Below are 20,939 nucleotides of genomic sequence, written 5' to 3'. Positions count from 1 at the left end.
ACTACTGAGGCCAGCTGCCCGTTGGAGCGAGCCGGCTGAAAATCGTTGGCCAAGGTTTTAAGAAAATGGGTGTCTGAGCACGGCGACGGTAGCGCCGTGCGAGTTACATTTTCGCCTTGGACGGCGACTTTTCAGACGGGATTTCGAGCGGAATCGGGTGCGCCTTTTCTTTCGGTTCCTTTCTTTTGGCAAGGCAAAAGAAAGGAACTCACCGACAGGTGAATTCTCTGCTAGACGGTCTCGCCGCAAAGGAAAAAATGATTAATTAAAACAACAGCGCCAACAGCGCAAAAAAAAGCCTGCAAAAATGCAGGCTTAAAAACAACAGGGACAAGGATAGACTTGCAGATTCATCCTGAGGGCAAGCCACTGTGATCCTTCACAATGGTTTGAACGTCACACAGCGACAGGGCAATGTCGTTGCGTTGAGTGCAATCTAAACAGATCAAAAAAGAATTACAATCAAAATATATATTCCATAAATGCATAACATATTTTCGGCACAAGACCCGCGAAAGGTGTAACCGCTGTTGTAGTGCTAATTCTTTTATGGAATATAAAAACAATTATTTAGTATTTATGGTTATCCATGTCGCTCTGCTTTAATGGCGAAATCTACAGAGACACGCCATGGAGCGATGATGAAAGATTGGCAACAGAACCAGCCGCCGGAGCGGCAGCAGCTGGTGGCAGATTTATTAAAACAGCTGGAACAACTGATTGGCCGGGTCGAATTTGGCAAAGTCGAGTTGGTGTTTCATCAGGGGCGGCTGGTGCAGCTGGAAAAAACCGAAAAACTGCGGGTTGATTAAGCGCCAATAACAGCGGCCTGTTGTCCTTCGCCGCCAAAGTTGTGTATAACGGGGCATAACATAACCAAGACCCCCAACAGTTATGGCCAAACCAACGCAAACGTTAAAAACCGTCGCCCAGCAACTTGGCGTGTCGACGGCCACTATTTCAAACGCCTTCAGCCGGCCGGATCAGCTGTCGGCGCAACTGCGCGAAAAAATCCTCAGTGCCTGTGCCGAACTGGGTTACCAGGGCCCGAACAAAGCGGCGCAGTCGTTGCGTAAAGGCAGCTCCGGCATTATTGCGGTGATTTTATCCGACTCCTTGGAATATATGGTCAGCGACCCGGTCGCCAGTCAGTTTATCCGCGGTGTCGCCAATGCGCTGGAACAGCACAAACTGCATTTATTATTATTTTCCGGCAGTGCGCCAAGCCTCGATGCCATTGTCGATTTTGTCGACGGCTTTATCTGCTACGGCGCGCCACGCAACACCGATTTAATTTCGCAGCTGGAGAAAACCCGCAAGCGGGTGCTGACGGTCGACTGTGATTTAACCGACCGGCCTTCGGTCAATATCGATAACGAACAAGCTGCCTATGAAATCGCCCGCCAGGTGCTGGGGAAAGACTCGAGCGTTGCGGTATTGGGATTGCGGCTGATTGATGCCGCCGACACCCGCCCGGTCGGCGACAGCCCGCTGTGGGATAACCAAAGTTCTGTTGCGCACCGCCGGCTGGACGGTTATCAGCGTGCACTCAGTGAAGTCGGTCAAACCCTGGCACCGGAGCGCATCTGGCATATTCCTGAGAGTAATCAACAACAAGCCGCACTGGCAGCGCGTGCTGCGCTGGCGTTATCCCCAAGACCCGACACGCTGTTGTGTATGAGTGACCTGATTGCATTAAGCGCGATGCGCGAAGTGCTGCAGGCCGGCCTGCGCATTCCGGACGACGTACAGGTGGTGGGTTTTGATGGTATTGAAGAAGGTCAGCGTTACCACCCTACGCTCAGCACTGTCTGGCAACACAGCGACCAAAAAGGCGTGGCGGCGGTTGAGGCCTTTATCCGCGGTGAAAGCGGGCGGATTTTATTGCCTTATGAAGTCCGCGCCGGCGAGAGCTGTCGTTCGCCACAGCGCTGAGCTGTGCCAGGGATAAGGCGAAATTTATGTGAATTTTCAGTGATATGGGTTGCGGCGGCGCCGAAAGTGCAATAGATTGAGCCTTCGCCGTTACAACCTTATCATTTAGATCACATATTTTTCTGAATCAGACACGGAGTATGTATGTCGACTTTAGCCCAATTTATCCAGCAACTGGCCATAGACCCTGCATTACAAGCCGCCTACGCCAAAGATGCCGCCGCAACTTTACAACAATATGGTGTCAGCGCCGCTGAAGCCGCCGCTGTATTAAATGGCGACAAAGCTGCGGTGGAACAGCTGGCCGGCCATGGTGTGAAGCCGGTGACTTTCTATTTCCCTGCAAAGTAGTGTTGCGGTCTGTCTTAATTTTTATGATTGCTATAGGCACACTTTTTTGTGTGCCTTTTTCGTATGCATCGTCCACAGCTGACGATTATCTGGACAAAATTGAAGCGGCTCGAACGAGCTCTCCAAATCAAGCTGCATTGCTAATTAAACAATTTCAATCCGAGTTTCCGGTTCTCTCTGACCATCAAAATGCTCGCTTTAAATTTTTACAAGCATATTTGCTGGCGTTTAAAGGTGACATAGATGCCGCAACTGCCATTGCTTTAACTATCCACCGTTCTGAGTATCCTGAAATTGCTGTTCGTGCGAACTTGCTATTAGCGAGTGTCAACGAATCACGGAAGAGATTCGGCGATGCTTATACATATCTTTATGATGCATTGGCAAGGATCAGTGAAGTCAATGAACCGGTGGTCCGGTCAAATGTTTACACTGTAGCTGCACAACTGCACTTGAGTGCTGCCGCCTATCAAAAAGCCGCAGAGTTTGCTCACAGTATCGCTGACGGTACTACTGAACTTCGTCCCCTGTGCATTAGTAAGGTTTTGAGTCTAAAGGCGTACATCATGCTTGAGGGCTCATATAAAACTGCGGACTTACAAGCGGCGAAATTAAGCTGTGATGCAGCTAATGAACCTCTTATGAAGTATCAGGCCGATTTGTATGCAAGCTATGTTGATATTCGGACAAATCCGAAGAAAGTCTTCGAATTAACAAATGCTCTGTTACCTGAACTGAAAAAAATTGGTTTCAAATACGCAATATTAGATGCACAGTACCAAAAGGCTTTTGCATTACTGAAGTTAAAGCGCTACGACGAAGCAGAACAAGAACTGCAGCAGGTGTTTACCCAGGCGCAGCAGCTGCAGGACCACGATATTGCCAATAAAGCAGTGTTACATCTGGCGGAACTGGCGGAACAAGCCGGGCCGCAGCCACAGGCTGTGGTGTTGTATAAACAACATATTGCCGCGCTGAACCAACATCTGACCGAATACAAAGAACGCAGCATTGCCTACCATCTGGCGCAAGCCAACTATATGGAAAATCAGAATAAACTGGCGCTGCTGCAACAACAGAATGCGCTGTTGCAGCTCGAAGCTGAACTACAGCAGCAAGAGCTGCTGTGGACAGTGCTGGCCGGTGCCGCGTCGATTCTGGTGTTGCTGACGGCGGTCTGGCTGTTACAGCGGAAACAACGTCAGCTGTTTCAATTGGCTCATAGTGACGGCCTGACCGGCTGCCTGAACCGGCGGCGTTTTAGCGAACTGGCGCAGCAGTGGTTAACCCAACATCCGCAGCAACCGGTGGCTTTGTTATTGTTTGACTTAGATTTATTTAAAAATATTAACGACCGTTATGGCCACAGTGCCGGCGACGCTGTATTGCAGGCACTGGTCAGCCGCTTGCAGCCGCTGGTGCCCGCCGGTGGTTATCTGGCCCGGCTGGGTGGGGAAGAGTTTGCCATTTGGCTCAGTGGCGCCAGCCTGGCGCAAGCCGCCACTCTGGCTGAACAATGCCGGTCTGTGCTGTGCAACGAACCGCTGCACTGGCAACAACAGGGGATCAGTATCAGCGCCAGTTTTGGTGTGGTGGCAGGGCCTGCGCCCGCCCAGCTGGAAAGCCTGCTGCAAAGTGCCGACCGGCTGCTGTATCAGGCCAAAACTGCTGGCCGCAACTGTTGTATCTGCCAACCGCTGGAAGCGGTTGCCTGATGTCGGCGGTTGATATTGCTTGTTCCCAAGGCCGTTTACATTGCATCGGGCTGGGCATCACACTTGGCAGTCAGCTGACGCAGCTGAATGCGGAGTTGTTGCGTAGTGCCGATTTGGTGTTTTTCCACGCCAATACGCAGTATCTGGCCCATTGGCTGGCGCAGTTTAACCCTGCGCTGGTTGATTTACAGCCGTTTTACCGGCCGGGGCAGTCCAGGGCGCACAGCTATCAGGCGATGGTCGATGCGGTACTGGATGCGGTGCGCGCGGGTAAAAAAGTGGTGTGGGCCTGTTATGGTCATCCGGGCGTGGCCAGCTGGCCACCACATGAAGCGCTGCGCCAGGCCAAAGCACAAGGGTTGCAGGCACGGATGGAGCCGGGCATTTCTGCTGACGCCTGTTTATATGCCGATTTAGCTTTAGACCCGATGGCGGATGGCTGTCAGCAATATGAAGCCAGCCAGTGGCTGTTTTACCAGCGCCATGTCGACACCTCCGCACTGCTGATTTTATGGCAAGTCTGTATTGCCGGTGATTTCAGCCTGACCGCGCTCGACAGTGATACGCGGCGTATTCAGGTGCTGACTGATGAATTGCTGAAACATTATCCGCCGGCGCATCAGGTGATTTTATACGAAGCCGCCGATTTGCCGATTTGGCAGCCGCGGATGGAGCGCATCGCACTGGTCGATTTACCCAAGGCGACGTTGAACCAAATCACCACGCTGGTGATCCCACCGGCACGCCCACGCCAGCCGAACCCGGCGGTACTGGACCTGCTGCAGGTGCCGCCGGAGCATCCACTGCGAAAGGGCTGAGTATCGGCTGCGCCAAAAGCTCGCTCTCATGCCCGAGCTTGAGCTTAGCGCAGCCAGCCTTTGCTGATGTGGCGAAACTGCGCCGTACCGGCTCGTTGCAGCCATTCAAAAGCGACCATTTCGCGACTGACTATCACAATACCGGCCTGCTGCATTCTGCCAAGCGCCAGCTGTTTGTCACTGTCGCGCCGTGAACCACAGGCTTCGGCCACCACATACACCTGATAACCAGCGGCGGCTAAATCCAGTGCGGTTTGCAGCACACAGACATGGGTTTCGGTGCCGCACAACACAATTTGACGACGGCCGGCATCCGCCAGTGCGGCATGAACATGTGGCTCCTGGTACGCACTGAAATGGATTTTTTCCAGGATTTCTTCGCTTTTGAGTAGCGCCAGCAGCGACGGCAGCGTGACGCCAAGGCCTTGCGGATATTGCTCGGTCGCCAGCACCGGCACGGCCAGTTCCCGCGCCATTTCCAGCAGCCAGCGGCAATGCTGTTCCACTTCGGCGCTGTGGTGGATGGCGGGCGCTAATTTGCTTTGCAGGTCAATCAGCAGCAACAGGCTGTTTTCAGCGGCCAATAATTCAGCAGGTAATACCATAAGATGCTCCGGGGTTTGTCAGGCTGATTTCGATGCCCGATTGACGATGCCAGTCATCACTATGCCACCAACTGCTGCTACATTGCATACTGCGGATAAAAAACTGATGTGATGGAGCGCGATATGTCAAAAACGACAGATAAACCATTGAACCTGAGTGATTTTGCGCTGGTGCTGGACTCGCAGCAGCAGATTCATGCACTGCCGGCCGGGCCTGAGTTATACCCGCAGCTCGATAGCCAATTTAACCAGTTTCGCGGCTGTGTGCTGTTGTCGGAATATACCTTCAGCGACAACTGGGCGTCCTATGAGATACATCCGGCCGGTGATGAAGTGTTGTATTTATTATCCGGCTGCTGTGAATTGCTGCTGGAACAACAGGGCCAGTTGCTGCGGATCCCTTTTGACACACCCGGGCAAGTGCAGGTGATCCCCAAAGGCTGCTGGCATAGCGCAGATATCATCCCTGGGGAAACCTGCCGCATCTTATTTGTCACGCCGGGTGAGGGCTCACAACAACGGCCGCGCTAATGTGTAATGTTAAGCATAAACGCTGGCAAAATTCGCCAGTCATTGTTGGCTACACTGCTAGAGACCGATGGTCACTAAGGGTGGGGCAGGCTGCTCACCTCGGACAGGCGCGGCGTGACAGTCTTAGCATTCATCGCCACTTGATTGATGAACCCGACAATATGGAAGCAAGATCAATGAAAAATTGGCAAAAATTCTGGCGGCTGGCGCTTTTTTACTGTTGTTCTGTGACTGCAGCGGATATCACAGCGGCGCAGGCGGTGAAAGTGACAACTCTGTCGACGATGCTGGCGGATGCCGGTCTTGGCGAATGGGGATATGCCGCGCTGGTCGAGGTGGATGGCCGGCGTATTTTATTTGATAGCGGCGCCAGCACTGATGTGGTGCTAAAGAATGCCAAAACGTTAGACATCGATTTATCGACCGTTGAAGATGTGGTGATTTCGCATTTTCACGGCGATCACACCGGCGGGCTGCTGACCCTGCGCCAGACCTTGCTTGCGACAAATCCCAAAGCATTGTCGCGTTTGCATGTCGGCGCCGGCATTTTAACGCCACGTTTTAACCTGCAGCACCAACAACGCAATAGTTTTATTGACCTCGCCAGCGCCTACCGGGCGACAGGCGGCCAGATCATTGAACATGCCGCACCCAGCCAAATATTACCCGGCGTCTGGTTCAGTGGGCCGGTTGCGCGCAAGTATGATGAAACCAACTGGAACCCCGGGTTGCTGGTGCAGCGCGATGGCAAATATGTCGCCGACAATTTGTCAGAAGACAGCTCGCTGTTTATTCCGACCAAAGACGGCACTGTGATTGTCACCGGTTGTGGCCATGCCGGCATTATGAATATCGCCGATGCTGCCAAACAGGTGACGAAATCCGCCGGTCTGCTGGCGGTGATCGGTGGTATTCATTTATACGCCAAACCGGACCCGGTGCTGGTGCGCACAGCGCAGCATTTAGCCGGCCTGCGCTATTTGGTGGGTGGGCATTGCACTGGTATCGAAGCCTTGTTCCGCCTGCGTGAACTGCTGGGGCTGAGCCGGAAAACTGCAGTGGTCGAAAGCGTAGGTACTAGCTTTACGCTCGGCAGTGGTATCAAGCCAGGGGATATCGCGGGCTGGGTCGGGCCGGACAGATGAATCCGGGCAGATAAAAAAATTTCACTTTTCTGCTTGGGTATTGTTGATTCTTAAACGTTTAAGATGTATACCTTGGCATCACTGTGGGTTCAAGACCTACAGACCACCGGGATCCCTGCAACAGAGCTTTGTTGGACTGCAGTGCTCCGGTTTTCGCAGCGCGAACGGAAGAGGCAGCCATGATCAAAAGCGATACCATGCAGTTAGAAGCCACAGCGCAACAAGCGCAGCAAAGGCAACTGAGTCAGGTCAAGTGGATGACTTGCCTGATGTTTTTTGTCTTTGCCATGACCACAGACGCCGTCGGTGTGATCATTCCCAAAGTGGTACAGCAGTTTAATTTAAGCCTGACCGAAGCCGCCGCCTTTCATTATGTGCCAATGGTGCTGATTGGCTTGTCGGGTTTATTGCTCGGCCGGCTGGCCGATTCGATTGGCCGCAAAACCGTGATTATGGCTGGCCTGGCGATTTACACCCTGGCCTGTATTGCCTTTGCCTTTGGCGATACCTTTTTGTTTTATTTAGGTTTATTAGGCGTTTCTGGCCTGGCGATTGGTTTATTTAAAACCGGCGCTTTGGCGCTGATTGGTGACATCAGTCCGGACAATCAGCAGCACACCCGGTTGATGAACCGCGTTGAAGGCTTTTTTGGTCTGGGCGCTATCGCCGGTCCGTTATTGGTCACTTTATTAATCAGTTATGAGCTGGACTGGACCCAGCTGTATCTGCTGGCCGGGCTGATTTGTGGTTTGTTGCTGGCTTTAGCGGCGATGCTGCAATACCCCGACTACGAACCGGCCTCACAGGAAGCGGATTTATGGCAAAGCCTGAAGCTGGTGCGCGACCCTTATGCGCTGGGTTTTTCGATTGCCATTGCCTGTTATGTCGCGGTCGAAGTGGCAGTGTTTGTCTGGCTGCCGACTTTGCTGCAAAGTTATCAGGGTGAATATCAGTATCTGGCGCTGCATGCCATTACCATCTTTTTTGTGCTGCGCACTTTAGGCCGTTTTCTCGCGGAATGGATTTTAAGCAAACTGGAGTGGAGCCTGGTGCTGGCATTGTTCAGCAGCGCGATTTTGCTTTGTTATGTCGCCAGCATGTTGGGTGGCGTCGATGTTGCGGTCTGGCTGATGCCATTGTCGGGGCTTTTTATGTCGATGATGTATCCGACCATTAATTCCAAAGGCATCAGTTGTTTCCCACGCGCTCAGCACGGTGCGGTCGCCGGCTTGTTGTTGGCGTTTACCGCGCTCGCTGCCGCAGTTGGCCCTTTGTTGATGGGCATTGTCGGCGACTTTTTTGGTGAAGTGCGTTACGGCTTTTACCTCGCGACCGGCATTGCCGGCGCATTATGCCTGCTGATGTGGCTCAATACTTTGTTAAAACCTGCGGCTGACCGGCTGGCGGCACAGGACCAATCCGGCTCTTCGGTTTCCCATTGATGTAAGCACTGCAGGCTCTGTGCCTGTCTTCCCTGTTGCGGCGGCCATTGGTCGCCGTTTTTTTTCTTGCATGCCCGCCAGCTTTGCGCGACAGTGGTTAAAATTTAGTTGCTGTTTGTCTTTGCTAGTCAGTGAAATCAAGGAGTTAAGATGACCGGAATTATTCTGCTGGTACTGCTCGGTGTTTTAGTGTTTGTGGTGATTGGCGTGTATAACCGCCTGGTGGCGCTGAAAAACCGCTGGCAAAATGCCTTTGCCCAGATTGAAGTGCAGTTAAAACGCCGTTACGACCTGATTCCTAATCTGGTGGAAACCGCCAAAGGTTATATGGCGCATGAACGCGAAACTTTAGAAGCGGTAATCGCGGCGCGCAACAGCGCTGTGTCTGGCCTCGCAGCCGCCGCCGCCGCGCCTACAGATGGTGCTGCTGTGCAGGCGTTGGCTGGTGCTGAAAACGCTGTGCAGCAGGCAATGAGCCGCTTCAGCGTGGTGATGGAAGCCTACCCGGATTTAAAAGCCAACCAGAATATGCTGCAACTGAGCGAAGAGCTCAGCAGCACCGAAAACCGCGTCGCTTTTGCCCGTCAGGCCTTTAATGATGCGGTGATGGACTACAACAGTTATAAACAAAGCTTCCCGGCCGTGGCCTTTGCCGGCAGTTTTGGCCATGCCAAAGATGCGACCTTGCTGGAATTTGCTGACAGCGCCGCCATTCAGGCCGCCCCAGTGATTAAATTCTGAGGCCACGCCGGTGGCGATGAACTTCTTTGAAGCGCAGCAACAAGCCCGCAGCCGCACCCGGCTGCTGGTGTTGTTGTTCTCTCTGGCAGTGTTGCTGCTGGTGGCGCTGACGGACTTCGTGGTGCTGATTGCTTTGGCATTTTTACAGGCTGATCAGGTTGACACCAATACCACCCCGCAATTTCCCTGGGGTTATCTGGCGGTCAGTAGTCTGGCGGTGGTCTCTGTGATTGGGGCTGTGGTGCTGTTTCGCCTGGCGCAATTAAAAAAAGGCGGCAAAGTGGTAGCCGAAGCGCTGGGCGGGCGGCGGCTGAAAAGCGACGAAACCGACCCCAAAGTACGGGTGCTGCAAAATGTGGTCAGTGAAATGGCCATCGCCGCCGGTGTGCCGGCGCCGCCGCTGTATGTGCTGCCAGACCAGAGTATCAATGCCTTTGCCGCCGGTTTTTCGCCAGCCGATGCGGTGATTGGCGTGACTGAGGGCACATTAAACTTACTCAGTCGTGACGAATTACAAGGCGTGATTGCACATGAATTCAGCCATATTCTGAACGGCGATATGCGGCTGAATTTACGCTTGCTGGCGCTTCTGCATGGCATTTTATTTATCAGTGAAGCCGGGCAACAGCTGCTGCAGGTGCGCAGTGGCGGCCGCGACCGCAACGGCGGTTTTCTGGTGGTGTTGGGGGTGGGCCTTAGTTTTATTATCATCGGTTACATTGGTGTGTTATTTGGCCAGCTGATTAAAGCGGCGGTGAGCCGCCAACGGGAATTTCTGGCCGACGCCAGCGCTGTGCAGTTCACCCGTAATCCGGCCGGTATTGGCGGCGCGTTAAAACGCATTGCCGCATTGCAGCAGGGGGGGCGGGTCAAACACCCGCAGGCCAGCGAGATGAGCCATTTGTTTTTTGCCGATGCGCTGTCGCGCTGGCAAATGGGCTTTATCGGCGGCTGGTTTGCTACGCACCCGCCGCTGACTGAACGGATTAAACGGATAGAACCACACTGGATTGGCGGTTTGCCGGATGCGACAACAGCCGCCACGCCGGCCGGTGCCAGCACTGACACCGGCAATGAAACGCCGGTGTCTAAACCTTTAGAGCAGCGCATGGCGCTATTGCAAGCGGCGTTGCTGGCTACGCAAACCGGTGCACAAAAAGCCGGCGCACAGCTGGCCGGAACTCAAACTGCCGGAGCTGCTGCTGTATTGCCGGGCGCGCCAGATGCTTTACTGGCACAAGACCTCACCATACAGCGCCGTCAGTTGCAGGCCGAATTCGACAGTCTGCCGGCCGCAGTGCGTCACGCCAGCCAGCATGAATTACCGGCGCAAGCGTTGTTATGTTGTTGCCTGATGAGTGAACAGGATTTACCCCGTCAGCTGAAACTGGTGCAGGGGCTGGGCATGCCGGGTTTACTCAGTGAAGTCGACCGGTTATTTGATTTGGTACAACCGCTGCAGGCTTTGACCCGGCTGACGCTGTTACAGCAACTGGTGCCAACCTTAAAACAGCTGAGTCAGAACAGATTTACTCACCTGCAACAGCTATGTCGCGCGCTGATTGACCTCGACGGCCATTGCGACACTTTTGAAGCCTTGGTCTGGTTGTGGCTTGATCATGTTATCGCCGCTGAATTTGAACCGGCAGCGCAGACCAAAGCGCGGCATGGCCGGCTGGCGCAAATATTGCCGGCGTTTTTGCCGCTGCTGCATTGGGTTAGTCAACAAGCCGCTGATGCAACAGCGCAACAACACAGCTGGCAGGCCGGTGTGCAGGCGCTGGGGCTAGACCCGACGTCCACCGTTCAACCGCAACCTCAGCCGCTCGGCAGCCTGCAGTTGCTGCCGCTGATTAACAGCACGCCGCTGCTAAAACAACAAATCTGGCTGGCGCTGCGCGCCGCAGTCGCCGCCGATGGTCAGTTGTTGTTAGATGAACTGCTGGTGCTGCAGGGCGTAGCGTTATTACTCGAGATCCCCATCGACAGCGCCCCGGCCGCCAGTGGATATTAATGCAAGGCATTGGCCTGCTGTGGCTTTAATTACGCCGCGCCACTAACTCCCGCACCTGAGCCGGCAGCAGCTGTTGCAACGCCGCTGACCAGCGGGCTTCATGGCGTTGCCACAACACACCCGCATAAATCACCGCAAAACCGATAGCGCACAGCACCAGCGGAAACCAGTTGCTGTCTTCGAACAAATCAAAGGCCAGATGGCTTAAATAAATCAGCACGCCAAGGCCACCAAACACGGCAAAAATACGGCGCACCAGTGCGACGCCAATCAACAACAAACCGATATTGATTGCGGCATAAATGGCTTTACCCAGTTCGCTGTCAGAATTCATTGCGCTCAGGCCGCCCCAAAAACTCAGCAAGCCGGACAGATACAACCAAAAGGCAAAATCTGCCGGCCGGCGGTTGCGTAAATCGACATAAAACGCCAGCGCTAACGTCAGCAAACCCCAGCCGACCGCCACCCATTTACGTTGTTGCCAGTCCGGGTCTAAGTCCTGTAACAGCAACGGGGCGAGGTCCATACCGAGATACCACAAGGTCACCGCGACCGGCAGTAATAAAAACGGCAGCCGGTAACGATACAGAGCTACCGCAGAAGTGAATAAAGTCGCCAGTTCCAGCCAGAGCCAGCGCGCGTCAATCCATTGATGGTAATGCTGGTAGTCGCGGTTATCCCACAGGCCATAACCCAGTAATAACCCAAACACCAGCAGCGGGGTCTGTACCAGCGCAAAAGTGGCAAAGATGCCGGTCAGTAACGGCTGTTGGCGGCCGCGTTGTTGTTCGGCCAGCATCAGGCCCAGTAACGCATAAAAAAATGCCAGCGCGGCGAGGCCCAGGCCGCCATAAAATTCATGGCTTAAGCTCATAAATAACGACATGGCAGCAATTGCCAGCACACCGCCAAAGTAATACAACAAATGCGCGGCTTTAAACTGCGCCACACCCTGCTGTTGCTGCTGCAAAAACTGCCAGAGCTGTAAGTCTTGCCCCTGCTGCAATATGCCGGCGGTAACGGCGGCTTGTAATTGTGTGGTGGTAATTTTCATCGGGCCTTCCTGGCTGCACTGATTTTGGAACAGTGGTTTTACTGAACTGTCGGTCAGTTTAAGTTACCACGCGGCAGATAATAATCCAGACTCAAATACCGGCCGCCGCCAAACCACAGCAGACACAGCAACATCACAAAATAGGTGGCGGCAAACTCGATACCATTATTCAGCACCACCAGATTGCCACTTTCAGTCAGCCAGTCGTAGTTACCGTGTTCCTGCAGTAAATCACGCGCGCGCTGCAGTTTTTCCGGCGCCGCCAGAATACGCTCTGAGTGCAAAAGAGTACCGTCGGCCAGCCAGCTGGACGCATCGCTAATCGCCAGCCAGCCGTTTTTAGCATGCACGGTTGCCATTGCAACCAGCATAGTGATCGCTAGCGTAAAAGCCGCGAGACGGGTAAATAAACCGAATAATAACAACAGGCTGCCGCCGATTTCAGCACCTATGGCCAGTGCAGCCAATAGCGTTGGAAAGGGCAGGCCAAGGCCATAATCAACGTCGCCAAACCAGGCCACAGTGTCGGCAAAATGCAGGTATTTATTCCAGCCGGCCTGTAGCAGCACCGGGGTTAAATAGAGGCGTAACAACAATAACGGCAAGCCTTCGGTATGGTGAAGACTTGCCTGCAGACGGGAATACCAGGCAAACATAAACAGGTCTCGGTGAGGGTTAAGTCCTCACAGAGACCTGTGTGTGGCGCAGATTCTTTCAGCTACGGGCTGAAAAAAATCATCAGAACTGTTCACTGACGTTCAGGCTGTCATAGGCCTGAACCTTGAGTTTGTTATTGGAAGTTAAATTGTTGCTGATACAGCTTTTCACCATTCAGGTTAAACACTTGTAAGCGCCATATCGCCGCTTGCTGATCAGGTGCCATGCTGAGCAAAGCATGCAGCTGCAGCCGGTCCGGCAAAGCTACAGCCATCGGCATATTTACCAGTTGCTGAGTCTGGCCGTTTGCTAACTGCCGCTCCCACCGCAGCAATATCCAGCCGGCTGGATGGGCCGAATCATCGGCACGGGCAATCTTCAGGGTGCTGCCAAATTCTGCTTTGCTTTTGAGCGGGTAAGTGTCGGCAGCGGCATATTTCACGCCAGTGCCGCTATATAAACCACTACGATACTCACTGACTTCAGCCGAGATATCCAAAGGCTTTGGCATGGTGTGTTGCAACATCTGGATCAGTCTTTTTCTTGCTTCTGGCGGTGGCGCAGCATCGATCAGCAGCTCAGCGACAATTTCCTGCATGGTCTGTTGCAATAATTTGCTGTGCTGGTCGTTTTCATGCTGATGATAGCGCCGCAGATGTTGCACTATTTGGTCCAGACAGCCGGTCCATTGTGCTTTCTGGGCAAAACCGCGGCAGGTCGCGCGCGCTAGGTATAAGATCGCGACATTGTTGGGTTCGAGCTTGGACGCCGCTTTGAAATGTTGATTGGCTTTTACGTGGTCTACTTTGAGGTATAAACCTGAGCTGTAGAGCGTGCCGAGCATGAATTCGGCGTCTGCGTTTTGTTGGACGCTGGCCATTTCTAAATGTTTGGTTGCCTCAGCAACATTTTTGGGCAGACCTTCGCCGGTCAGGGCGGCTTTAGCCAGCGCCACCATCGCAGCAGAATGCCCTGCCGCTGCCGCCTGTTGATAGAGTTTGATTGCCGCAGGTAAGTCTTTGGTCAGCGTATCACCGCTACTGAGTAACTGTGCCTGACGATACCATTGCTCGGCTTGCTCGGTTTGAGACAACCCGCCGCTGCCTGGTAGGTGTTTGTTGAGGAATTGTTCAATCAAACCAATCTGATGATGTTCTAAATTCCAGCGAGTATGGCCATGTCCGGTGTCTTGATAAAACATCTGCTCCACTGGTTTTCCGGCGCGTTTTAATGCATCCACCATGCGGTGGCTTTGCTCAAAACCGGCAATATCGTCTTCCATCCCGGCGATAATTAAGGCCGGAGCCTGCAGCATTGCAGCTTTGTAGACTGGGGAGCGTAACTTCAGATCGGCACTTTGCGGACCCACAACTTTTTCGACCCGTTTTTGTTGCTCCGGCTGTACTTTTAAATTGCTGGCATTAAATAACAATGGCAAATCATAAATACCGTAACCGGAGACCACACAACGATAAAATTGCGGCTGATGCATCGCCAACATCATCGCCGAATATCCGCCGTAGCTGTAGCCCATGGCGCAAGCGCGAGTGATACCATATTGCTGCCGGACTTGTTGCACGGCATGATTGATATCTTGTTCTATGCCCTCGCCGAGCTCCGCGACGCCACGCTGACTAAAGCTCTTGCCATAACCGGAGGACCCGCGAAAGTTGGTGCGAAGGACGGCGTAACCGCGACTGGCCAGAAATTGCACTGTCGGGTCAAATTCATCGGTATCCTGCACGCCAATAGGCCCGCCATGTGGCATCACAATCAACGGCGGTGGCATTTTTGCCGCGCCAGCCGGTAAAGTAAGCAGCGATTCAATAGCCATCCCATCGGCAGATTTGGCTTGTAATTTGATGGTGTCAGCCATTGAATAAGGTGCCAGTTCAGGCAAAAGGTCACCGATCAGCTGCGGTTTTTGCTTCGGTGTATAAAAATAATATTGGCCGGGGTTGCTGGCGGAAAACACCAGCAGCAAATGCCTGCCGGCGTCGCTGGCGACAACTTTCCATTGTTGTCCCTTAAACAGCCCAGTCAGTTGTTGCTGCAGTTGTTGCTGCTCGTCAGTAAAAAACTGCTGCTCCAGCCGGCCATGCGCCAGATAACTGACCGAGGCCAGTTTACCAGCGACAAAATCGGCACTGATCAAGTCATAACGGGGATGTTCAAACAGCAATTCACCGAATTGCTGGCTGACCAGATCAAAGCGATACAAGGCCATTTTGTCGCTGTTTTTATCGCTCAGCACGGCCAGGCTGGTGTCGTTGATAAACGCCAGCGGCAGGAAACTAAATTCGGCAGGGTTATACCGAAACAGCGGTTGCCATTTGGTTTGGTCCAGTGCGCGATACTGTAAATCAAACTGCTGCGCGTCCCGGTCCATCCGGATACTGATTAAGCGATTTGACGCCGTGTCATAATGCAGTCGAGTTGCCGCATCGGTATGTAACAGCCCTTTGATCCGTCCTGCCGGTGGAAACTTGCTCGCCAACAATTCGGCAATACTAAGTTGATACAACTGAAATTCAACCTCGTGCCGGCCCACGTTGGTGGCAAATAACAACTGTGTCGGCTGACCGGCCAATTGCCCGACCAGATAACCGTTAGCAGGGATGGCCGTCACAGTGGCTTTGATTCGGCCTTGTGTTTGTTCCAACCGCACAATCGAATGGATCCACAGGTTGCCGCGACCAGAGATGAGGTACAGATGCTGATCATCGAGCCAACGGTAGTGACGGATCCAGTCGGTTTGCGCCACCATGGCGATGAGTTGAAAGTTGTTACTTTTCTGGTCAAATAACGCCAGGCCTTTGCCGTCGGCAAAATTCACAAACAAGGATATATGCTGACCATTTGGTGAAAATTGTAGTTGAGACAGTGTGCTGTCCCGAAACAATTCTGCTGCAGGAATAGGTTTGGCATGGGCTGCATCCAACGCGGAGATGATCAGGATAAAAAGCGTCAGCAGCTTAATGAGTAACTTCATTTGGCGGCTCCCGGCGCTGCGACGTATTCAAAATAATGGTCACTGCCCGGGCCGGAATAACGCACCTGATAACTGCGCAGCAAGGCAGCATGCTCTTTTTCCAGATACTGCAAGGCCATAGACGCGCGATTCTCCAGTTCAGGCGCCTGGCCTTTCAATTGCAGCTCGCCGATGTAACTGATTTGGCCGGGATGGACGCTGAAATTCCAATAGCCGGGTTTTAATTGCAGCCGCCACCAATGGCTCAGTTTGACCGAGTCAATCTGATATTCGCCGGCGGGCAGGTCGACTAAAAGGTAATGGTTGCCTTTTGCCAGGTCGGCGGCGCCGAGGAAAATGCTTTTTTTGCCACTGATGTTCAGCTGTTCCAAATTGACCGAGCTGTCCACGCTCAGTAACAGATAGCCATTATTCACGGCTAAAGCGGTATTCGGCGCATGTTTGATCGTTCTGACTTGCTGGCTACAGGCAAACAATACCGATGTGCTCAGCAATAAGGCACACTTCCATATGGACATTATTCATTCCCTAATTAGGTAAAAAAGTATCTATTTTGTTGATTTCCTCAAAACTTTGCCCGTGAGTAATCAAAATTGCAAGGATTAAACATTGTGGCTGTGTTGTCCGCCGGATAAAGCGCAAGGGGCAGGTATGACGTCAGTGCTTGCGATGGCGCGTTGCGGGATTTGGCAGATTTCAGGTTGGGGGGGATTGCCGGGCGAGCATCATCGGGTCTCTGTAAGAGGAATAGCTCCTACAGAGACCCGGATCCAGCACCCGGCGTAAGTCAAATCAGAACTGATAACTGACGCTTAAGCTGTAATTGGCCGGCGCGCCGTAATAGGCCTGGGCCCAATACAGACTGTTGAGGTAAGTCTCGTCAGTGACGTTATTGGCGTTGGCCTGAATTTGCCATTGGCCGTTGATGTCATAACTGGCCATCAGGCCAAGCAAACCATAGGCCTTTTGCGTGGTGACAATGTCCTGACCGGCATTGGCGTACACCGCGGCTACTGTGCCTTGTTTGCGCGAAATCTCCGACTGCCAGCGATAATTCAGGCCAACGCGGGCACCTGGTAATTGCGGCAGCTGATACACGGCAGCAAACTTCGCCACACGCTCGGGTGTGTAGTCTTTGACTAACTCGTTGCCGTCGATGTCGATGCTGGTCAGCGAGCCGCTTAATTGCAACTGCTCGGTCAGACTACCGGCCAGTTCCAGTTCAAAGCCTTTGCTCTGAATGCCGTCGGCCGCTTTGTACACTTTGTACAGGCCAAGCTGTGGATCTGCCACGTCTTTTTCAAATACCGCCAGGTTCTGCTGGTCGATGTCAAACGCCGCAAACGACAGCAGCGCTTTGTCGTCGAACAGGCTGGCTTTAAGGCCGAGCTCCAGCGCTTTGCCGTCGATGGCCGGTAATAACTGACGGTTTTCATCACGCTCTTTTTGCATTTGGAAAATCGCCGTGTGGCTGGCGTACAGGCTGACTTGTGGCGTCAGTTCATACACAGCGCCGATGTAAGGCACCACACCGTCGTCGGCCATGGTCTGGTCGACACTATAAGAAGTACCGGCCACTTCGGCATCAATCCAGCGCGCGCCGGTGATAAGTTTCAGGCTGTCGGCTAAGTCCCAGCGCACTACGCTGTACAATGCTTTTTGGTCGGCGTCGACGTCGCTGCCACTTTGGCCGTCTTTAAAACTCGGCAGTGGTGTGTTGCCATCCCAGCTGGTCAGCGCCGGCATCGCCGGGAAACCCAGGCCAGTGCTGAAATCATACAAAGAAATGTCGGTGTATTCGCGGTCGGCGATATTGATGCCAGTGACTAATTCATGCTGACGGCCGCCGAGGCTGAATTTACCCTGCAGATAAACATCACCAAACTGGGTGTTTTCGTCTTTGCCATAAAAACTACCGTAACCGGTGCTGCCTAAACCTGTTGTCGGGTCAATGCCATTCGGCGCGCTGACATAGACATAAAACAAATCGCCGGCTTCTTCGACTTTCATCAGCTGATACGAGGTCACCAGCTTCCAGTCGTCATTGAGCTGATGCGCCAGTTCGACAAAAGAGCGGTTGTCTTTGACCTGCCAGTAGGACCAGTTGGCGGATGTACTGTCCGAGCGGTCGTAGTTGATGCGGCTGCCATCACCATAATGCAGCGTTAATGCGCCCCACATACCGCCGTTACCCTGGCTGTCCTGTGCGCTGTGGCCAAAGGTCAGCTGGGTGTTGTCGCCAAGGGCGGCGCTCGCCACCACGTAACCAACCGTTTTGTCGTGGTTATAGCGGTCAAGGTATGAATCTTTGTCTTCTTTGACCAGTACAGCGCGGGCATTCAGGCCTTCAGTTAAAGCGCCTTGTACATCGCCTTCAAGGCGCGTGTTGGCCCAGGAACCGTAGCTGGCCTTGACGTTGGCGGCGAAATCCGCGCCCGGGCGTTTGCGAATCATATTCACCGTGGCAGAAGGATTACCAACGCCGGACATTAAACCATTGGCGCCGCGGATAATTTCGATGCGCTCAAACAGCGCTGTGTCCAAATCACCTTCAATACCGCCGCCGGTGAACGGCAGGCCGAGGCCATCAACCTGAAAGTTAGTGATATCAAAACCGCGCGCGTTGTAATAAGTACGGTCGGTTTCAATGCGTTCCACATTGACGCCGGTCGCCTGATCCAGCGCCAGGTTGATGTTAGTCAGGCCAAAATCCTGCAGCTGTTCCGCTGACAAAATGCTGATGGCCTGCGGCGTGTCTTTTAAGGCTAAATCGAGTTTGGTGGCGCTGCTGTTCTGATTGACCAGATAGCCCTGAGTGCGGCTGCCGGTCACTTCAATCCGTTCGACATTGCGATCATCCGCCATGGCGCTGTCGTCGGCTGCCAGCAATTGCGGGCTTAAAAGTGCAGCGCTGATAGCAAGCGCCAGGGTCGTTGGGGATTTCATTGCGCCAAGCGCAGCGGGGTTCTGAAACTTGATAACAGCAGACTGAGACATGATAAAAACCTATGTTAACTACGCAAATAAGAATCATTATCACATTTGTTTTTACTAAATTCGACAATTTATTTTTCGAGTAATGATTAAGGTATTGTTTTTAAATAATATTATTTGATGTGATTTGCAAATCTTAACGCGAATAGTTCTCAGATATGTTTGAGCTGTGCTGAAAATTCAGGTACATTGCAGTTTTTTCGCGGTTGTTACCTTGTTCAAGGTTGCAGCCGTGAAGGTGACGTACCACAGATCAGCTGCAGGTAGGGCTCGATGAAAATCTCGCAAAAATTCTGGTTTCAGTTGCATGGCTGGTGTTCGTTACCGGTCTGGCTGATTTTTACAGCGGTCTGCCTGACCGGCACTATCGCGGTGTTAAGCCATGAACTGACCTGGTTATTTAACGAAAATGCCCGGGCTTATAATCCAGAGAACCTGCCGGCAAAACCACTGGCCGAACTGGTGGCTGCTGTGCAGCAGGCCGAGCCGTCTGCAGCTGTCACCTCAGTGATGGTGCTGGAGCCTTATCTGGTCACAGCGGTTGTGTTCACCACTGAAACCATGCCAGCGGCTATTGCTTATGTGAACCCCTACACCGGCGTAGTGCAGGAGATTAACCCCGGCATTAATTTCATCACTTTTATGCGCAGCTTACACGGCTGGTTATTGTTCCCGTGGCAGCATAGCTACAGCGTGGGGTATTACCTGGTCAGCGCTATGTCGCTGCTGATGCTCGGCGCTTTAATCACCGGCCTCATCATCTACAAGCGTTTCTGGCAGTCATTTACTGCGCCAAAGCTGCGGCTGCATCAGGGCAAAAAAACCGTGCTGGCGGATTTGCACCGGCTAGCGGGCGTCTGGTCGCTGTGGTTTTTATTGCTGATGTCGCTGACCGGTTTGTGGTATTTGATTCAGGCGGTGCTGTGGCACAACGATGTCGAGTTTTATTATGAAACCGAGCCGATGAGTGCCTTGTATGTGCCAAAACCGGGCGCGGAATCAACAGCGGCCCCAGCGATGATCCCGCTGGCGCAGGCGGTCGAACGGGCACAGCAATTTCTGCCTGAACTCAAACCAGCTTTTGTCATGATGCCGGAGCATCCGCGCGATTATTACCGCATCTCAGGTTATGGCGATTCAGTGTGGTTTGATCAGTATTCCTATAACGTCTGGATCAACCCCTGGACCGGCGAAGTGGCCGACAGCCGGGTGCCGGCACAAATGGGCGGGCTGGAAACCGTGATGTCGGTGGCGGACCCGCTGCATTACGGCACTATTGGCGGGCTTTGGACTAAGGCCATCTGGTTTGTATTTGGGCTTGTGGTCAGTGGCATGGCGATCACCGGTTTTATGATTTGGGGCAGCAGGACCATTCGTGGTGCTGCCGGTCGCGAAGCAAGGGCGCGCGTGGAACAAGCTATGGCAAACACGCAGCCAATTCAGACTTTATCTGGCGCAACCGACAACACCTTAGGAGCCAAGCAATGACGCAGCTAAATGCATTGAAGCAGTTTTGGGCCAGGCACAAATTTAAATTCAATGGTCTGGTGCTGGTGCTGCCATTCTGGTTTTTATATCAGTCGCTGAATCTGCAGTTCCCGCCGGCGCTGCCTAAAGCCCAGCTTGGGCCATATGAGGTCACGGCAATGCCGCTAAGTAGCGACGGCCCTTATGCCCATCACGGCGAATGGGTGAAAGATTATTACCTGCAGTGGTGTGCCGGTTGTGTCGAAAAAATCCGTCAGGGCTTTTTACTGGTCAGCGAGCAGGAGCCGGATTTAGCCAGTTTAAGCCGAGACCACAGCAGCCTGCTGCACGGCAATAAACACGGCCTGCACGTGCATGCGCGCACCCCGCAGCAACTCAAAACCGGCGACAAACTCTGGCTGATTATCGAAGACTGGCAAGGCCGGGTTTATAGCCACCATTGGGTGTTATAAGGCGC

At 53.2% G+C, this 20,939-nt stretch carries 18 protein-coding genes; 12 read left to right on the top strand and 6 right to left on the bottom strand.

All coding sequences use genetic code 11. The features are described from left to right. The first annotated feature begins 641 nt into the window (after positions 1-641). The 5 genes from ABNT34_RS00665 (at position 642) to ABNT34_RS00645 (ending at position 4,819) form a co-directional block, all read left to right on the top strand. Positions 642-812, top strand: coding sequence for a YezD family protein (locus ABNT34_RS00665; RefSeq protein ID WP_084164334.1), 171 nt, complete (start codon positions 642-644; stop codon positions 810-812). 82 nt (positions 813-894) lie between these two features. Then, positions 895-1,935, top strand: coding sequence for a LacI family DNA-binding transcriptional regulator (locus ABNT34_RS00660; protein ID WP_348727848.1), 1,041 nt, complete (start codon positions 895-897; stop codon positions 1,933-1,935). Positions 1,936-2,079: 144 nt separating this feature from the next. Next, the gene (locus ABNT34_RS00655; RefSeq protein WP_348727846.1) at positions 2,080-2,286 is read left to right on the top strand and encodes a hypothetical protein; all 207 of its coding nucleotides are present in this window, start codon (positions 2,080-2,082) and stop codon (positions 2,284-2,286) included. Positions 2,287-2,927: 641 nt separating this feature from the next. Continuing rightward, positions 2,928-4,001, top strand: a complete 1,074-nt coding sequence (locus tag ABNT34_RS00650) for a GGDEF domain-containing protein (RefSeq protein WP_348727844.1) — start codon at positions 2,928-2,930, stop codon at positions 3,999-4,001. Beyond that, on the top strand, positions 4,001-4,819 hold the full coding sequence (locus tag ABNT34_RS00645; protein ID WP_348727842.1) for an SAM-dependent methyltransferase: 819 nt from the start codon (positions 4,001-4,003) through the stop codon (positions 4,817-4,819). Before ABNT34_RS00650 ends, ABNT34_RS00645 begins: the two co-directional genes overlap by 1 nt. Positions 4,820-4,863: 44 nt before the next feature. On the opposite strand, the gene ABNT34_RS00640 is transcribed toward ABNT34_RS00645, so the two are convergent. Next, positions 4,864-5,424, bottom strand: coding sequence for a hydrolase (locus tag ABNT34_RS00640; RefSeq protein WP_348727840.1), 561 nt, complete (start codon positions 5,422-5,424; stop codon positions 4,864-4,866). Positions 5,425-5,547: 123 nt separating this feature from the next. On the opposite strand from ABNT34_RS00640, the gene ABNT34_RS00635 reads away from it, so the two are divergent. The 5 genes from ABNT34_RS00635 (at position 5,548) to ABNT34_RS00615 (ending at position 11,297) form a co-directional block, all read left to right on the top strand. Continuing rightward, positions 5,548-5,955 (top strand): cupin domain-containing protein, encoded by a 408-nt coding sequence (locus tag ABNT34_RS00635; protein ID WP_348727838.1) that lies wholly within the window; start codon positions 5,548-5,550, stop codon positions 5,953-5,955. Between the two features lie 176 nt (positions 5,956-6,131). Further along, positions 6,132-7,100: an MBL fold metallo-hydrolase gene (locus ABNT34_RS00630; protein WP_348727836.1), complete on the top strand. Its 969-nt coding sequence runs from the start codon at positions 6,132-6,134 to the stop codon at positions 7,098-7,100. Between the two features lie 179 nt (positions 7,101-7,279). Continuing rightward, positions 7,280-8,542, top strand: coding sequence for an MFS transporter (locus tag ABNT34_RS00625; protein ID WP_348727834.1), 1,263 nt, complete (start codon positions 7,280-7,282; stop codon positions 8,540-8,542). A 150-nt stretch (positions 8,543-8,692) separates the two neighbouring features. Next, on the top strand, positions 8,693-9,283 hold the full coding sequence (locus ABNT34_RS00620) for a LemA family protein (RefSeq protein WP_348727832.1): 591 nt from the start codon (positions 8,693-8,695) through the stop codon (positions 9,281-9,283). A gap of 16 nt (positions 9,284-9,299) precedes the next feature. Further along, the gene (locus tag ABNT34_RS00615) at positions 9,300-11,297 is read left to right on the top strand and encodes a M48 family metallopeptidase (protein WP_348727830.1); all 1,998 of its coding nucleotides are present in this window, start codon (positions 9,300-9,302) and stop codon (positions 11,295-11,297) included. A 25-nt stretch (positions 11,298-11,322) separates the two neighbouring features. Here ABNT34_RS00615 and ABNT34_RS00610 read toward each other — a convergent pair whose 3' ends face one another. The 5 genes from ABNT34_RS00610 to ABNT34_RS00590 all read right to left on the bottom strand — a co-directional run bounded on the left by ABNT34_RS00610 (position 11,323) and on the right by ABNT34_RS00590 (position 18,997). Then, positions 11,323-12,351, bottom strand: coding sequence for a DUF2157 domain-containing protein (locus ABNT34_RS00610; protein WP_348727828.1), 1,029 nt, complete (start codon positions 12,349-12,351; stop codon positions 11,323-11,325). Positions 12,352-12,404: 53 nt separating this feature from the next. Beyond that, positions 12,405-13,007, bottom strand: coding sequence for a DoxX family protein (locus ABNT34_RS00605; RefSeq protein WP_348727826.1), 603 nt, complete (start codon positions 13,005-13,007; stop codon positions 12,405-12,407). Between the two features lie 134 nt (positions 13,008-13,141). Then, a complete protein-coding gene (locus ABNT34_RS00600) occupies positions 13,142-16,000 on the bottom strand; it encodes an alpha/beta fold hydrolase (protein WP_348727824.1) in 2,859 nt (952 codons plus the stop codon). Further along, positions 15,997-16,518: a hypothetical protein gene (locus tag ABNT34_RS00595; protein ID WP_348727822.1), complete on the bottom strand. Its 522-nt coding sequence runs from the start codon at positions 16,516-16,518 to the stop codon at positions 15,997-15,999. The genes ABNT34_RS00600 and ABNT34_RS00595 overlap by 4 nt, the downstream gene beginning before the upstream one ends. A gap of 274 nt (positions 16,519-16,792) precedes the next feature. Continuing rightward, positions 16,793-18,997 carry a TonB-dependent siderophore receptor gene (locus tag ABNT34_RS00590; protein WP_348727820.1) on the bottom strand — a complete coding sequence of 735 codons (2,205 nt, stop codon included), beginning with the start codon at positions 18,995-18,997 and terminating at the stop codon, positions 16,793-16,795. A gap of 270 nt (positions 18,998-19,267) precedes the next feature. Between ABNT34_RS00590 and ABNT34_RS00585 the strand changes: the two genes are divergently transcribed. After that, positions 19,268-20,482: a PepSY-associated TM helix domain-containing protein gene (locus ABNT34_RS00585; RefSeq protein WP_348727818.1), complete on the top strand. Its 1,215-nt coding sequence runs from the start codon at positions 19,268-19,270 to the stop codon at positions 20,480-20,482. After that, on the top strand, positions 20,479-20,934 hold the full coding sequence (locus ABNT34_RS00580) for a hypothetical protein (protein ID WP_348727816.1): 456 nt from the start codon (positions 20,479-20,481) through the stop codon (positions 20,932-20,934). Before ABNT34_RS00585 ends, ABNT34_RS00580 begins: the two co-directional genes overlap by 4 nt. The last annotated feature ends 5 nt before the right edge of the window (positions 20,935-20,939 follow it).

The organism is Rheinheimera texasensis (assembly GCF_964031785.1).
Taxonomy (GTDB): domain Bacteria; phylum Pseudomonadota; class Gammaproteobacteria; order Enterobacterales; family Alteromonadaceae; genus Pararheinheimera; species Pararheinheimera texasensis_A.
This window is presented reverse-complemented; position numbering and strand designations above follow the sequence as displayed.

Excerpts from the sequence above, each read along its gene's own strand:
- ABNT34_RS00665 (WP_084164334.1), top strand. The coding sequence starts at position 642 with ATGAAAGATTGGCAACAGAACCAGCCGCCGGAGCGGCAGCAGCTGGTG.
- ABNT34_RS00660 (WP_348727848.1), top strand. The coding sequence starts at position 895 with ATGGCCAAACCAACGCAAACGTTAAAAACCGTCGCCCAGCAACTTGGC.
- ABNT34_RS00655 (WP_348727846.1), top strand. The coding sequence starts at position 2,080 with ATGTCGACTTTAGCCCAATTTATCCAGCAACTGGCCATAGACCCTGCA.
- ABNT34_RS00650 (WP_348727844.1), top strand. The coding sequence starts at position 2,928 with ATGAAGTATCAGGCCGATTTGTATGCAAGCTATGTTGATATTCGGACA.
- ABNT34_RS00645 (WP_348727842.1), top strand. The coding sequence starts at position 4,001 with ATGTCGGCGGTTGATATTGCTTGTTCCCAAGGCCGTTTACATTGCATC.
- ABNT34_RS00640 (WP_348727840.1), bottom strand. The coding sequence starts at position 5,424 with ATGGTATTACCTGCTGAATTATTGGCCGCTGAAAACAGCCTGTTGCTG.
- ABNT34_RS00635 (WP_348727838.1), top strand. The coding sequence starts at position 5,548 with ATGTCAAAAACGACAGATAAACCATTGAACCTGAGTGATTTTGCGCTG.
- ABNT34_RS00630 (WP_348727836.1), top strand. The coding sequence starts at position 6,132 with ATGAAAAATTGGCAAAAATTCTGGCGGCTGGCGCTTTTTTACTGTTGT.
- ABNT34_RS00625 (WP_348727834.1), top strand. The coding sequence starts at position 7,280 with ATGATCAAAAGCGATACCATGCAGTTAGAAGCCACAGCGCAACAAGCG.
- ABNT34_RS00620 (WP_348727832.1), top strand. The coding sequence starts at position 8,693 with ATGACCGGAATTATTCTGCTGGTACTGCTCGGTGTTTTAGTGTTTGTG.
- ABNT34_RS00615 (WP_348727830.1), top strand. The coding sequence starts at position 9,300 with ATGAACTTCTTTGAAGCGCAGCAACAAGCCCGCAGCCGCACCCGGCTG.
- ABNT34_RS00610 (WP_348727828.1), bottom strand. The coding sequence starts at position 12,351 with ATGAAAATTACCACCACACAATTACAAGCCGCCGTTACCGCCGGCATA.
- ABNT34_RS00605 (WP_348727826.1), bottom strand. The coding sequence starts at position 13,007 with ATGTTTGCCTGGTATTCCCGTCTGCAGGCAAGTCTTCACCATACCGAA.
- ABNT34_RS00600 (WP_348727824.1), bottom strand. The coding sequence starts at position 16,000 with ATGAAGTTACTCATTAAGCTGCTGACGCTTTTTATCCTGATCATCTCC.
- ABNT34_RS00595 (WP_348727822.1), bottom strand. The coding sequence starts at position 16,518 with ATGTCCATATGGAAGTGTGCCTTATTGCTGAGCACATCGGTATTGTTT.
- ABNT34_RS00590 (WP_348727820.1), bottom strand. The coding sequence starts at position 18,997 with ATGTCTCAGTCTGCTGTTATCAAGTTTCAGAACCCCGCTGCGCTTGGC.
- ABNT34_RS00585 (WP_348727818.1), top strand. The coding sequence starts at position 19,268 with ATGAAAATCTCGCAAAAATTCTGGTTTCAGTTGCATGGCTGGTGTTCG.
- ABNT34_RS00580 (WP_348727816.1), top strand. The coding sequence starts at position 20,479 with ATGACGCAGCTAAATGCATTGAAGCAGTTTTGGGCCAGGCACAAATTT.